This is a genomic window from uncultured Parabacteroides sp., from assembly GCF_905196875.1.
Classification (GTDB): domain Bacteria; phylum Bacteroidota; class Bacteroidia; order Bacteroidales; family Tannerellaceae; genus Parabacteroides.
Genome location: NZ_CAJJWO010000065.1, coordinates 1 through 14,913, shown reverse-complemented (window position 1 = coordinate 14,913; position 14,913 = coordinate 1). Strand labels below are relative to the sequence as shown.

The following is a 14,913-nucleotide window of genomic DNA, read 5'->3' as shown; positions in this document are numbered from 1 at the left end:
AGGATAAATATTTATCTAAGTAAAGATATAAACAGTATACAGTATTGTTCGCATAGTCCAACCACCTGTGGCTCTGAGGTCTATCCGCAGACGGTGAACTATTCGCATCATTCGGACAGGATAATCAACCAACCCCGTTTCGGATCGACCGGGATCGGGGTACCGGGGGTGAATTCCTGTGCTTCCTGGAAGTCGGTTACAGCCGGAGCGACCATACGGACGGAAGAAGGATCGAGACCCAGTTGCTTCCAATCGATCGTCAGCTTCACTTGCTTCTTCGTACCAGAGTAATTACCGATCGACAACAAGGTCTTTCCGTTATTCACATAAGCTGTCACTTTCACATCCTTATCCGAAGTGGTTACAGCAGGGGTGTCTTCCCAGAAGCCGATCATCTGTGCATCCATGATATTGAAGTCGTCCCATAGTTGCCAGATGTAACGGGGATCGCATGAGACACCTTCCGTCACCCAGGGTTGGCGGACGGTCATGCCATATTGCATACCCAGCCATTTGTTGCCACCGCCGTGCAGCATGTCGCCCATCAGTCCGAAGGGGATACCGGAGACTTCCACCAGCCAGTTGGCAGGCGACATCTCGTCGTACATAAAACTCTCGCCGAACCACACTTTATCCACGTAAGGGAAGTATTCGGCATACTGGGTAGCGGGACCACGAGAGAAACCGGTGTTCGAATGCAGGTCGATGATGCAGCCCGGCTTCACATCGTCCATGGCATGACGCATACGTTTCAGCATGTCGCGACCGAAAGCTACATCATCCAGATAGAGGCCGTCGATATCGGTGTGCTTCACCAGCCAGGCCAGGCCTTCGATATAGTAGTTGTACCAACGCGAATTACCGGTAGCCGTCAGGACGGAAGCGTCTGCGGCAATGCCGAAGCCCTGCCCGTCGAGGTGCTGGTACCATTGAGGGGTATAGTCCGTTACGTAATGTTCCCGGCACCAGGGGAAACCGCCACCGTTACCACCTTGCAGGATCTCGTCGCCGAGGCTGCGCAGGGCCCATATCTCAGGGACCACGTTCGTCAGCTCACGGATGGTGTAGTAGATCTTCACCTTACAGTCTTTGGCGTGCCATTCGTCGACGAAGTCTTTTATCTTACCGGCAGTGATGAAGGGGTAGTTGATAAACGGATTCAGCGCGTTAGCATGGTGTACGTTGATGATCTTTATGCCGGCGTCGAGGTTCTCCTGTGCAGGAGTAGGTGCTCCACCGTTATGATAATAACGGTCGGTGAACTGGCTCCGGGGATCGATCTCTTTTACCGGGGTGATAAGCAGGGCGAAGTCGAACGTGAGGTTCTCGCCAGCCTTCAGGGTTCGTTCGCCGCTATAAGCAGTTGCGACGGTCTGGTTGCCGTTACGGGTGATGCGGAAACCACCTTTACCTTTGTTGTACCAGCTATCAGGATAAGCCGGACGGTACAGGTTCAATAAAGGCCCGGTGTAGGAAGCTCCGCGCAGTTCGCAATGGATACCGGCTTTCTCGGAACCGCACCAGAAGCTGTCGAAAGGCCATAGCCAGGAGGTACTTTTAGAAGTAGGGATGGATACGGCGTAGTCGTGCACTGTCTTACCTTGTGTTTCCCAACCGCCGGCATAGTTAACCGGAGTCTCCTGACCAGGTAATCCCAAGCCCATGAAATAAGGAGCTGCTTCGGTCAGCATGGGGATCTCGAGGCGGATATCTTTGATTTGTAAATCTCTTTTGGGAGATAGTGAGTAGATATAGTTGATCCAGCCGTCGAACTCCATCGTACCCTGGCAAGTCAGCAACAGGTCGGCGTCTTCAGCCTTCCAGGTGGCAGAGATTTTACCTCCGGACTGTCCGGACGGCACGAGGGTCCCGTTCAGTTTCTTATCGCCGGCATTCGTCCGGATTATGAAACGTATGGGAGAAGCCAGCAATTCGTGTCCCCAGGAATCGATAGAAGACGGCAGGCCGGTTTGCATATCCAGGCCGACGGTACGTCCCAGGCAAGAGACTTTGTTCGCCTCGAGCGATAGATCGGTATAACCGACGGTAGGTTTATCGGTAATCCCCAAGGTAGAGTTGAGCCAACGCAGACGGCTATGTCGCCAGGGTTCGTTATCTCCCCGGTCGGCCAAAGGTTTGCCGGTGACCTTCAGTTCGATACCGACAGGGACGGCATATCCGGTTTCGTCGGTAAGGACAATTGTTCCTTTGTAGGTACCTGCTGGTTGATCTGCTTGCAGGTCCACACCGAACCAGAGAGGCTGAACGGCATCCGCATCAACACTCACTTCTTTGGTGAAGGGTTTTCCTACAGGGCTTACACCGCTCATATTGAAACAGGTGATAGCTGTTGCAGGGATGATATTATTACCGCTTTTCAAGCCGGAGGTTTCATAAACGATGCTCTGAAGGGGCTGTTTACCGGCCCATACGCCGAGTTGGAAAGCATAGTATTCGTTCGGCATGGCCGTTCCTTTAAAGGCAGAGTGATCTGTATCTTGCAGCCATTTATAAGGGAGATGGGCTTTCATGCGTATCGGGAAGGTTCGGTCTTCGGGAAAGACGAGGAAGCGTCCGGGGTTTTGTTCACGATAACTCGCTTTCTCATTTTCCGTAGCGATAACTTCCATCGGGTAGAAACTATCGAATTCGGTACGCGATTCTACACGGACCACTGTCGCCTGGGGAAGTGATGCAGCAGACGAGGAGGTTGCCGACCATTGGGGATCGGGAGCGTCTTCCTGCGGATAATAGTCCCGGTGATAATTGCCCCATCCCGGCTGTACACGGTAAGGCAGATAGTAGAAATAGTAAGTACCTTTCGCTTTGACCGGACCGAAGGCGAGTCGGCATTGTTCGTTGTCGACCGCTATCCGGCGGATGTTGGGGATAGTGTCGCCGGTTTCAGCATGAACGATCAGGAAACGACGGTTTTCCACATCCTGGTCCGGACGTCGCCAGTCGAAAGAAAGCATAACGGCTTCATCCGGGTTATCGACAGAGAGTACGGCACGATGGTTCCCTAACGCCTCATTCCAGGGGTTACCGGCTACGGCGTAAGGATATGGGGCTTGTGGACTGTTCTGTATGCATGACAGACCCAGCCAGGCCAACAATATAAACAGCAATGATTGTTTCATGGGCTTTTGTTTTACAAGGTATTACAAATCGGATTTATTTATAACGTCCGGCGGACGGGAATACAGATACGGCTTCATCCGGTTCTAAGGAAAGGCGAAGGATTCCGTCCCCACAGGTAATCGTTGTTTTATAGAAGATACCGGAAGGGGTTATTTTATAAATATCCACGCTGTATACGTCCGACCAGTCGGTAGGTAGTTGCCAACTTTTATCTGCGTAACCCTTGACGGAATAGGCCATATATTCGCGTCCGGCACGCCAGAGTACGGGCATAAAGAGATCGTCGTGATCCCGCAACAACCGTTTATGGTGGGTGATGGTCGAGTCTTTCAGCGAGACGGTCAGGTCGTCGTTATAATAGGCGATACGGTTCGTACCTTTTCCGGTCAGGTTCTCCCGCTTGTAACGGTTCAGGTAAAAATAAGGCAGCGTTCCGGTATAGAACTGGTAACGGTATTTGTCGATCCAGTTCATGTCGGGTAACGAACCGTTTTCCAGGTTACCGAAACAATCCTCTCCCCGGCCGCTCATACCGAACAGGAAGCCCAGTTGGAGCTGTTCTTCAGTCAGGTCGGGAAATTGCCTGGCGAAGAGGTAGGAAGCCCCTCCGGTGGTCAGGTAAGCGGGGTATTTCATATAGTCCGCTTCTGTCGCTTCGAACCACAGGTACCACGGGGTCAGCCCGATGAACAGGTCTTTGCCTTCCCGCAGGCGGTTGAAGCTCTCGTGCGTAACATCGATTCCTTTCCCTCTGAAGTAGCGAAAGATCCTTCGCTGGTAGTTTTCTTCTTCTTCCCACGAGATCTTTTCATAAGGGTTGTCACGTACGAAGAAGGCATCGATCATGATCGATCCGGCATCCTGCAGAAAAGGCAGCAGCTCCAGTAAGGCATCGATACGCTTTACGGCATAACCACTCTCCCACTCGTTTTTATAGCATATCTGGTAGGCTTTGCGTCCGTTCCATACGCCTATCTGCATGGGGGTGCCATCGGTGTTGCGGGAGATGAAACCTTTAGCGAAGTATTCGTTCCACAGGGGACTGTCGTCGTAGGCATCGGTCATATTGACGTGGACGCTGATATGGGTGTTGTATTTCTTCGCCTCTTCGGCCAGCCACAGCAACGACTCGCGGCCGGTGGCATCGCAGTCTCTTTTCAGGGTGTTGTTCACTTCAAACCAGGCAGGGTATTTATCGTCATGTCCTTTGTATTGCCAGCCTACGAGATAGAGGGTTTTAGGTATCCCTCTCGTAACGGCATCCATCTGTTTAACCAACGACAGAACTTGTTCGAAGGTATAACACAGAACGGGATCTCCCTTTTCGTCGGGATAGGACAGCATGATCTTCATCAGTTGCATCTGATGATACGGGTGCATGTAGGGTTGTTCGGGACGCATTGTCTTCGTCCAGTCGTATTTCTCACCGGAGATATTCCGCCACGACGCCTGAGATAGCCCCTGGGAGAATAAGGATGGGCTGACAAGCAGGCATACCAAACATAACAACCAAAACTGAGTATTCTTCATCTTCTTCATTTTACATTCGTTTATTTGCAGAAAAAAGGCTGTCCGTCCTCATACAGGGTCGGACAGCCTCAGGATTTCAGATCTAAGGGTATAAATATAGTTACTTATTCAAAGCGGTGATCTGGATAGTCCAGTCTTTTTTTGTACCGTTGGCGGCTGTTACCAGATATCTGCGCGTAGTAGAAAAGTCACCGGGTGTACCTAATGTAGGGGCACCGTCCTGCGGGGCAATGACTGCCGCTGTGGAGAGGTTGAATTTTCCTACGAGATTGGTCAGTGCAACAGTACCACGGATCGCTTCCGTGAAAGGGCCGTCGGCTGCAGGAACTGATACCGTACAAGTGATCGTTCCTGCGTCCGCATTGATCACCTTATCGTTTACAGTGAGGGTCACGACTTTCACGACCGGCTCTCCGTCGATCCACACGTCTGTCGGATCTTTATAGCGAAAATCAAACTTCACGTCTGTGATATCGGCTTCTTCGAATGCGGGCAGGTCATCCAGGTTTCCTTGCAGACAGGAGGAACATACCAAAACAAGCATTAATAACAGACTATTCTTCACCAGTTTTATCATATTCTTTTTCATACTTCTTTGTATTAATGATTAATCATCGATTACCAACCCGGGTTCTGTGGGCCTAAATTAGGGTTACGGTCGATCTGTCCCTGCGGGATAGGAAGCAGGTAACGACGGTCTTCACGGAACTCGCGGATATCATTATCACCGTGCGTTACTTTACCGACGTAGAAAGAGGTACGGTCGTTCGTGATCTCTACGTAAGTCGGTATTTCTGTAAATCCGGCAATCTTTCCGCCCGGAGTGGTTCCGTTGTTGGCAGGGCCTCCATGTTTACCCCAACGCAGCAAGCTCCAGTAATAGTCGTTTTCCATCGGCAGTTCGCAACGGCGTTCCTGTTTGTAGAAGTTCCAGGCTTCCTGCAGGTTGTTCACTTGTTTGGCCGGCAGTTTACCGTGTACCGTGCGGGTCTGGTTACAGATGGCGACTGCATCGGCATAGTTACCTTCGCCCATTCCGGCCAGCCACAGGATTGCTTCGGCTTTATTGAGCAGAACACGTCCGTAACGGGTCACTACGTAGTGGTAGTCGGTCGGTGTACCGGCCAATACACGGGGCTCTACGTTGTATACGCCTTTCTTCCAGTAGTAGTTGGTCAGCCCCATGTGAGGGCCTAAGCCTCCGTTCGCTTTACGCCACAGGTTACCGTTGACGGTAATATGGATATCTTCATTCCACCAGGTACAGCCGTCGTAAGCGAATGTTCCGTAGAAACGGGCGTCACGGTTGTTGTACATGATCTCGTTGACCGGCTTATCGCCTTTTGCATTGCCATAGAACAATACTTCCGCCTTTTCCTGCTCGATAGCCCAGGCAGGAGCTGATCCCTGGGTAAGGGTTATATTATTCTTAAACTGGGACGACTCGGTCCATGGAACGCCTTGCCCGGTGGCTTCGTCGATCACGTCGAAAGCGTCTACCAGGTTCTGCGTGGGAGCCCACCATAACCAGCCGATGAAAGGTTGTCCGCCGTTTGTCTCGAATAAAGGACCGCATCCGTTCTTGATCAGGTTGTCGTTGTTGGTGTTGGGCATTACGTTCTGTAAAGGGGCAATTGCATCTGTGTTCGTATTGGCTTTATCCCGGTAAATAGCAAAGATGATCTCGCTTGAATAACGGTCTTTCTCGTTGAAGATGTTTCCGAAATCGGAAGCTAATGAAGCACCTTCTACTGCATCGGCAGCGGCGATGGAGGCTTTCAACAACTCTCTCTTTTTGGTAGCATCCGTTTCGTAAGCGGCAGCCTGCAGGGCGATCTCCGATTTGAAGGCATAAGCCATGTTACGGGATATTTCACCGGACTTTACGGCTGTAGGCAAGTCAGGAATAGCTGCATCTATATCATTCAGGATATAGGTGTAACTTTCGGTTGTTGTCTTCGTAGTAGGCATCATCAAGCCGGCATTAGCCGTATCGGCAGGAGCCAATACGCGATCCACCCACACAAAACGTCCCATTGTACGGGCCTGACGATAATACAATAATGCTCGCAACAGCTTGCCCTTAGCGATCAGGTCTTTTGCTTCTGCATCCGAAAGGCCTTGTCCTGCATATTCTGCAGCTTTCTCCAAGATCAGGTTGCAACGACGGATATTTCCGAAATCTCCGAAACCTCCGTCACCATTATACCGATCTAACTGCTCACGAACGAACCCGATTCCTCCGTTTGAATGCACGGCATTACTTGTACGCTCTTCCCAGGTGGTCTGGTTTCCGTTGATGTAGCCATACATTATATTACTCATCGTTCCGGTAACAAAAGCATCAGCCGTCGATTTAGATCCCCATACGGTGGCTTCATCATACGTTTCAAAGGGCTGAGTATCCAATACATTACAGGAAGTAATTCCAAGTAAAACGGATAAGGATGCTAATGATACTATATTTTTAAGTTTCATAAGTCAATTCTTTATTTAGTGATTAAAATCCTAGATTCAAGCTAACTGAATACACACGTTGCACCGGGTAGTCGTAGTTATTGGTACTACCGTTTTCAGGGTCGAAACCATATTTCGTTGCAGGCGAGATTGTAAATAGGTTCTGTCCGCTTAATACGACCTGGCACTTATAGAGCCATTTAACGTTCTTCAGTAACTTCGTACGGAAATCGTAGCCGAACTGCAATGATTTCAGACGGATATAACGTCCGTTCACCAGCCAATAGTCGGATGTTACATAGTTGTTATTTCCATTTACGTTAGAGTTCATTGCAATTCTCGGGTATTTCGCATCCGTATTATCCGGCATCCAGTAATCCAGCTGATAAGGATAAACGATCGTATAACCTCCGGTAGACTGTCCGCGTACTACGTCATCCAGATACATATCGCGCGAGGTGGCTCCCTGGAACAGTATATTGGCAGAAAAGCCTTTATAAGAAAGGTTTGCATAGATACCATAGTTACCTCGTGGGAAATTATTCTTACCGATACGCCACTGGTCGTTATCGTCGATAATACCGTCACCGTTCATATCCTTATAGATAATATCACCGGCAACAAGGTTGGTCGAACCATCCCGGCGAGGCATATTCATCGCCTGATCGGAGTTCTTATAATATCCGAGGTTCGTATATCCGGTACCCCAGTATCCTGTTTCCTGAACAGCACGTTTATATGGGTTTTTCTGGCTGGCTAAATCTTCTTCCCAGGCGCTCGATACTAATTGGTCGAAATAAGTAAAGTTGGCTCCTACCTCATAGTTGAAGTCACCGAAATGATCTTTCCAGGAAAGGTTGAACTCATAACCTGCACGACGGTGCTCTCCGTTCGATTTAACTTTCGGTAAAGAAAGACCCAGCGGATCTGTATAATCCACATTCGAGGGAGAAGTCAGATAACCTGTCGTTTTCATATAGAAATAGTCGAAACTACCGGCCAAGCGTTCACCCAGTGTATTGAAATCGAAACCGATATCGAATGTACTACGGGTGTACCAGGTAATATCATCACTGATCAACGCTCCTTCACTAAACGTCGGAACAATCTTTCCATCGAGTACATAACCTCTTTCAGTAAGTCCGTAAGAGGTCAGATAACTGAATGATCCTACTCCGGAGTCCAAACCAGTCTCCCCATAAGAAGCACGCAGTTTAAAGAAGTTCAGAATATTACGTTCTTTCAAAGGCTGAAAGAAAGATTCTTCCGATACTGCCCAGGCCATTGATCCGGCATAGAAGTTACCCCAGCGACTACCTTTCGGAAATAAGTCGCTACCATCATGACGCATGGAACCTTCTATATAATATTTCTTCTTATAATTGTAAGAAGCTCTCGCCACCAGACCGGCACGCCCGGCTTCGCCTTCGCTACCCCCATTTTCCATGGTATCGGAAGGACCAGCTCCCAACTGATCGATCATAAAGATATAATTCTTACGCAAGGCATTAAATCCTCTGTAAAAACTATAGTTTTGTTCATAACCGATAGTAGCCGATACATTGTGTGTTTCATCCAGAAAGGAACGACTGTAATCTGCAAAGTACTGCATGGTCCACTGACGATAACTTCCCGTATTATAACTCAGGCTGACCGGATAATCAGGCCCTTTATTTCCTTCCAGGTCATATTGTGGAGCTGTCTTTGTCCAGTTTTTACTATCCGACATTCCAAAACGATAGTTACCGCTCACTTTCAACTTCAGACCTTCTACGCCCAGAACTTTCCATTCAGCATTAAATAATCCTGTGATCATCTTGAAATCAGATTTATAATATCCTGACTCGGAAGAGATTTCCGCCAACGGATTATCATACCCGATATAGATTTGGCCGTCTTGATTTCTATCTAACTCCATCGGGCTTTTATTCTGGATATGTCCCCATGTATGCCAATAGCTACTGGAATATTGTGAACGGGGTGTTTTCATGTTTTCTATATATCCGTCTACTCCGAAGTTTAAGGTCAATCCTATGTCTTTAAACTCAGATGTTTCATTCATGCGAAGATTATAGCGCTTATAATCTTCAGCACTTCCTTTATACATCGAGCCCTGATCGTAGGCCTGGAAAGAGACATAGTACTTATTGAAATCGGAACCACCGCGCACGGCCAGGGAGTGCTTACTTTCCGGAGCATAATTACGAAGCATTACCTTTTGCCAGTCTACATTCGGATAATTATACGGATCGGAACCTGTACGATACTTTTCCAACTCATCATCCGTCCAACGTCTTTCCAGCCCATACATATCGCGCACCGTATTATCGAAGGAAGCTCTTTCAAATGAGTTCAGTTTTTCTTCCAGATAAGTAGGTTCACTCCAACTCTGGTTAAAACTGTAGTCGACACGAAGTCCTTTCAAACCACCTTTTGTTTTTACAACCAATACACCATCTCCGGAACGGGCACCGTAAACAGCGGCAGCGGCAGCATCCTTCAGGACAGACATGGATTCTATATCGTCTGAATTCAAGTTAACAAAGTCTTCGTAAGGAGAAACAAAACCATCGATTACAACAAGTGGTGTTCCACCACCACGAATAGAAACGGTAGATTTTTTACCAAGACCACCTCCTGCCTGTGTAACGATCAAACCGGCAGCACGTCCGGCCAACGCATCTGTGATATTAGGGACAGGTACGTTCTTGATCTTCTCCGCATCCACGGTAGATACGGCAGACGTAAGATTACGCTTCGAGTTTGTACCGTAACCGATCACAACCACTTCTTCCAACGCTTTCGAGTCTTCCTTCAACGTGATGTTCAAGGTTGTCTTACCGCCTACTACCACTTCCTGCGTAGTATAACCGATAAAGGAGATAACCAATACAGGGGCTTTGATATCTTTCAGGTCTAAAGAAAACTTCCCCCTCATATCTGTTGTCGTACCCACACCCGATTCTCCTTTTACAAGGACATTGGCACCGATAACGGGCTCACCGAAGTCGTCGACAATCGTCCCGGTCACAACTGTATTGTTTTGTTGTGTCTGCTGCTTTACTTCTTCTTTTTTAAATAATACAATATGCCTGTCCGTAATCCGGTATCCCAACGATTTGTCACGTAACAGGGCATCCAATACTTCATTAATCGATTTATTCTTCATATCGACGGATACGTTCTCTTCGAGATTTACTTCATCCAGTTTGTAGACAAAGGTAAACTCCGACTGGTTCTCGATGGATTTCAACACCTGGAGAATCGTTCCGTTTACTTCAAGGTTCAATTTTGTTACCTGGGAATAAGAAAGAGATGCTGTGGCTTCCCATATACAAACAAAGAGGAACAATAAGGCTAATTTCGTTACTTTTAAAACTTGATCGCGTGTCTTATGAGAAATATTTCCCTCATTCATAGAGCTTTTTGCCCCACGAAACACTCTAATTAAATGTTTATTCATACATTTGCAAAATCTAGTTGATTATTTATGGCAGTTGGTAGCTGCCGTTTACTTAAATGATCTGCGCTTAGAGCATAAATTGGGGATGTTGGTAGCATTCCCAATTTTTTTTACCGGTCTTACGTACTGTTCATGGTCTTCAATTAATTTTTAAGGTTCAACAATTATTTATCTGATATACACATCCCTATCCTTTATCTCATACTTATAGCGCATTGAGATTTGCAGAATAGACAAGATTTCCTCCAGTGACTCCTTATGCGTGAATTGTGCTGTTAGGAATACCTCTTTTATTGCTTCATTTTTCAAATGAAACTTCACATTAAAAGAACGCTCCAGAACACTAAGGATCTCTCCGAATGTGATTTTTTCGAAAAAGAAGTCACCTGTCACCCACGAAGTATAAGAAGAGGTCCTGACGGGACGAACTTCGATACTTCCACTCTGTTTGTCAAATAGTGCCTGTTCGCCGGGAACTAATATCCTGTCGGCTGTCGGACTACTGTTTTGTTCGTTAAATAATGCAACCGATCCTTCTATCAGCGTGGTCTCAATCACACCAGAGTTTGCGTCTGCCAGGATATTGAATTCCGTACCCAATACCTGTACATGCATACCTTCCAGGTTTACGATAAAAGGTTTTTTCTTATTCTCGGTCACATCAAAAAACGCTTCCCCTATCAATTCAATTTGCCGTGTATTCTGATCGAAAACTTCGGGATACCGGATATATGAATTACCGTTCAGCCATACTGTCGTACTGTCCGGCAAAAGTACCCGTGTCTTCGAACCGGCCATGGAAGTAATCTCCATATACGCCAACGGCCTGGGTTCGGTATATATCTTATATAAAAAAGAAGAAACTATCAATAAGGCGATCGATGCTGCAATGGATGCATATTTCCAGACGGAAGATACGCCCATTATAATCGTATCTGAATTCATGATCCGTTGCCACAATTTATCGTAGACGACATCCGGTTCTGTTTCTACCGGCTTGAACTGAATGCGTCTCATAATCTCTTCATCTTTTCTGTTTTTTATATCCGACATCTTCTTTATTTATAATAATTATCCCATTCATATATATAGATGACAGGTCTTAGAAAAAACCCTAATAAGGAAGTTCACTTTTAACATTTAAAGAAACGAGATATAAAATAACAGGTCCGGGGATACACCTTTCAGCTTTTTTATATACATTTGTTTCGTGCTTAAAAAGCAAAGCGTTGCGGCACATTCACATGTTAAAAACATAAGCGTTAATGATATTATCCTAAATACGAAATCTAGACAATTTCAAACAGATTGGGTAATAGGCAACAAACGCTCATGTTCTTTATTTTGTTATATGCATACATTTGCCTTATAAGGTGTATTGTATATTCAAATAAAGAGCGTGGGTATGTTGTTTATATCAATCTGTTGGGCAGTCTAGAGCCTCGTATTTAGGTATATTCAGCAGTTCCCACGCTTTCTTTTTGTTCTATCCGGACGGGGAATTTCCGGATAACATAAATGGTTCGCCTTATGAATTATAATAGCTCATCGCCACAACACACCCTGTATTCATCTGATTTACAGAAACATTTCCACGTTAATTATTTCATTAAAAACAGAGAGAACAAACTTCACTTAAAAGAAAAGCCGTATATTTACTCCTGTAAAAACTACTTTTTTTCTTTAGTATCGAGATAAACCACTGAACTCTGAACGTATGAAATTTAGGACAAGAGGATACGCTAAATCACCCCTGATCGATAATATAGCCAAGGGAGACGAAAAGGCTTTTCGTCTGCTCTTCGACATGTATTATCAGCAGTTGTTCCATCATGCATTTTACTACCTGTCGTCGAAAGAGCAGGCGGAAGAGGCAGTATCCGATGTATTCTTTATTATATGGAAAAAACGGGAAACACTGGATAAAATCGAGAACATTGAAAGCTACTTATATACTTCTGTAAAGAACCAGGCACTGCATTATATACGGAGAGCGAATGAGCCGGAGAAAGATTCGCTGGAGTTATACCATATAGAAATACTCTCGGATGGCAACGATCCGGAAAGAAAGTTGTTGGATCAGGAACGCCGGGAATTAGTTCAGAACGCCATCGACTCGCTACCCAACAAATGCAGGGAGGTATTCAGGCTCGCCATGTCTGATAAGCTGAAGCATAAAGAGATCGCCAAGTTACTGGATATTTCCGAAAAGACGGTGGAGGCACATGTGGCTACAGCTTACAAGAAGATACAGAATTATGTACGCAAACTGATATGATAAATAGATTATAAAAGAAAATGCCTCAAATAAAAGAGAAAAGCCCCGGTAGATAACAATGCTACCGGGACTTTTTCGTTCAAATATCTAAGAGTATTGTTTACTTAACGGGAGTTGTCTGGAAACTGAATGTAGAGACAACATTATCTGTTGTCCGGATGGTCAGTATGAAATCGCAGGCTTCCTCTTTTCTGAAATCCGCTTTACCGGAAAGTGTCACCTTCGTTTTCCCATAAGGAGCGAGAGACGGGAGTTTGGTTTGTCCGATCGGGGTCTTTTTCCCATCCTTCAGTTGTTCCAGTTTCAACACGGCAGGTTTGGATGTTACCTGACCGAAATTCTCCACTTCGACAGTCATATTCCGGCCATCTGTGGCAAAGACAGGCATACGGGCAGAAAGGATCGGATCGTTATAACTGACCCAGGGCAAGCGGGCATATCCGTAGAGCAGTTTACCGGCAGTTGTTTTTCCCAATAACTTGGGAGCGAACTCTTCGGCTGTGATACCGTTGCCCTTGGCATCGAAAGTGACGATCAGGTCTTTTCCTTCTTTCGCAGTACTTAAGACTTTACATCCTTTTCCGAAATTCACTTCCGTAGAGGCACCGAAGCGCAGGGAGCCCGGATCGATATCCGTTTGCGGATCGAATCCTTCTTCGGCTGCGATCCTGACACGGATTGTTTTCGTATTCGCTGTAACAGGTTTCGTATCGAGCACGGTCAACAACAGTCCCGGATTTAGCGGGATACTGATATTCTTGGAGCTATGGTTATCATTCGGCCGGTCTTCATGCTTAAGGGTGTCGATCACTGCAAAGTTGGCCTGGATAGCACGACCATATTCATCCTGCAGGATTTTGATACGTTCGTATTTAAACCAGTCCTCCACTTTTCCGTCTTCATGGACAGAGACTCCCGGCATATAGGCTTCACCCGGATCTGTCACCCAGTCGACACCATCTTTCGAGCGCAGGTAAAATGCGATGCGTCCCAGCCAGTCATTCACGATCAGGTGATACTGCACATGGTCGCGCCAAACAACAGGGTCTTCGAACTCTCCTTTCACCGGAGGATATACCCGTTTGTCGGAGATCTGGTTATAAGGGGTAAGTCCTGTTTGACTAATCCATACACCACCGCCACGGCATACCATCAGATAGGAGCCATCCTCGCGGCGGGAGAAAGTGAGGTTCGACAAACCTTCGATGATAGGACGGTCGCGTTTGTCAAAATCAAATTTATTGTATGTCCACGGACCGTTCAGACCGTCTGCCAGATAATAACCGTCGATGACATAAACGACTACACGTCCGTCTTTCAGGCGGAAAGCTTCCGGGTTATGCCCCGGGCCGATAGTGTCTTTGATCATAAAAGGGCCGACGGAGTTGTCGCAGACTGCATGGTAGACAGTTGAATTCGGCCAAAACATATGCCCTTTGGGTGAGCTTTCCGGCCAACCGCAAACATATAAATGATATTGTCCCATATTATCTTTCAGGATATTTCCTCCCCAGTAGGAACGTACATCGTCTTCAATGCCGTTGTCCACGTACCGGGGAATTACATTTTTAGCCCCCCATACGTCACTACTTAGTTTTCCGGCAGGCATAGGAAGAAAACGATCCATAAACCGTGCACCTTCTACCAGGTGATCCCATTCTGCCGGGCGCGGTCTTTCGGTGATCTGCGCATCCGTATGTTGAGTGCTTAACAAAAGCGCAGCTGATGCGCATAAAAATAAAGAATAGAGTTTCATGGTATTAAGAATTAAGCTTTTAATTCTTCAAATGTATAACTTTTATATATTGAGTACAGCCGCTTATACGAAAAAAAACTACGCAAAGGTTTGCGTAGTTTCTATAGGGTGACAGCACTACTGTGCCGGTTTCGCAGTATTATTGTATTGCTTCTTCAGCACTATAAAGATGGCCGGACAGGACAGGTATCCTGTCCGGAAAATCAATAAAGGGATATCTCTCCCAGCCCGGCACGTCCTTCCGAGACATCTTCGATTGTCAAACGAAGATATTTTATTTCACGGTCG

At 46.6% G+C, this 14,913-nt stretch carries 8 protein-coding genes; 1 reads left to right on the top strand and 7 read right to left on the bottom strand.

All coding sequences use genetic code 11. The annotated features are described in order from the left end of the window. Window positions 1–107 precede the first annotated feature (107 nt). From QZ076_RS17305 to QZ076_RS17280, 6 genes are all read right to left on the bottom strand, one after another. Complete coding sequence (locus QZ076_RS17305) at window positions 108–3,140, bottom strand: glycoside hydrolase domain-containing protein (RefSeq protein ID WP_293715260.1); 3,033 nt, start codon at window positions 3,138–3,140, stop codon at window positions 108–110. A 34-nt stretch (window positions 3,141–3,174) separates the two neighbouring features. Next, window positions 3,175–4,680, bottom strand: coding sequence for an endo-alpha-N-acetylgalactosaminidase family protein (locus QZ076_RS17300; protein WP_293715257.1), 1,506 nt, complete (start codon window positions 4,678–4,680; stop codon window positions 3,175–3,177). A gap of 91 nt (window positions 4,681–4,771) precedes the next feature. After that, window positions 4,772–5,260 (bottom strand): hypothetical protein, encoded by a 489-nt coding sequence (locus QZ076_RS17295; RefSeq protein WP_293715254.1) that lies wholly within the window; start codon window positions 5,258–5,260, stop codon window positions 4,772–4,774. A gap of 29 nt (window positions 5,261–5,289) precedes the next feature. Beyond that, entirely contained in the window at window positions 5,290–7,149 is a 1,860-nt protein-coding gene (locus QZ076_RS17290) for a RagB/SusD family nutrient uptake outer membrane protein (protein WP_293715251.1), read from the bottom strand. 22 nt (window positions 7,150–7,171) lie between these two features. Further along, window positions 7,172–10,546, bottom strand: a complete 3,375-nt coding sequence (locus tag QZ076_RS17285) for a TonB-dependent receptor (RefSeq protein WP_293715247.1) — start codon at window positions 10,544–10,546, stop codon at window positions 7,172–7,174. 213 nt (window positions 10,547–10,759) lie between these two features. Then, window positions 10,760–11,608, bottom strand: coding sequence for a FecR family protein (locus tag QZ076_RS17280; RefSeq protein ID WP_293715245.1), 849 nt, complete (start codon window positions 11,606–11,608; stop codon window positions 10,760–10,762). Window positions 11,609–12,308: 700 nt separating this feature from the next. Here QZ076_RS17280 and QZ076_RS17275 point away from each other — a divergent pair. Further along, window positions 12,309–12,869, top strand: coding sequence for an RNA polymerase sigma-70 factor (locus QZ076_RS17275; protein ID WP_293715242.1), 561 nt, complete (start codon window positions 12,309–12,311; stop codon window positions 12,867–12,869). Between the two features lie 100 nt (window positions 12,870–12,969). On the opposite strand, the gene QZ076_RS17270 is transcribed toward QZ076_RS17275, so the two are convergent. Continuing rightward, window positions 12,970–14,625, bottom strand: coding sequence for a glycoside hydrolase family protein (locus QZ076_RS17270; protein ID WP_293715239.1), 1,656 nt, complete (start codon window positions 14,623–14,625; stop codon window positions 12,970–12,972). Between the last annotated feature and the right edge of the window lie 288 nt (window positions 14,626–14,913).

What these genes read in the sequence shown, in the direction of transcription:
- QZ076_RS17305 (WP_293715260.1), bottom strand. Translation starts at nt 3,140, where the DNA reads ATGAAACAATCATTGCTGTTTATATTGTTGGCCTGGCTGGGTCTGTCA.
- QZ076_RS17300 (WP_293715257.1), bottom strand. Translation starts at nt 4,680, where the DNA reads ATGAAGAAGATGAAGAATACTCAGTTTTGGTTGTTATGTTTGGTATGC.
- QZ076_RS17295 (WP_293715254.1), bottom strand. Translation starts at nt 5,260, where the DNA reads ATGAAAAAGAATATGATAAAACTGGTGAAGAATAGTCTGTTATTAATG.
- QZ076_RS17290 (WP_293715251.1), bottom strand. Translation starts at nt 7,149, where the DNA reads ATGAAACTTAAAAATATAGTATCATTAGCATCCTTATCCGTTTTACTT.
- QZ076_RS17285 (WP_293715247.1), bottom strand. Translation starts at nt 10,546, where the DNA reads ATGAATGAGGGAAATATTTCTCATAAGACACGCGATCAAGTTTTAAAA.
- QZ076_RS17280 (WP_293715245.1), bottom strand. Translation starts at nt 11,608, where the DNA reads ATGAGACGCATTCAGTTCAAGCCGGTAGAAACAGAACCGGATGTCGTC.
- QZ076_RS17275 (WP_293715242.1), top strand. Translation starts at nt 12,309, where the DNA reads ATGAAATTTAGGACAAGAGGATACGCTAAATCACCCCTGATCGATAAT.
- QZ076_RS17270 (WP_293715239.1), bottom strand. Translation starts at nt 14,625, where the DNA reads ATGAAACTCTATTCTTTATTTTTATGCGCATCAGCTGCGCTTTTGTTA.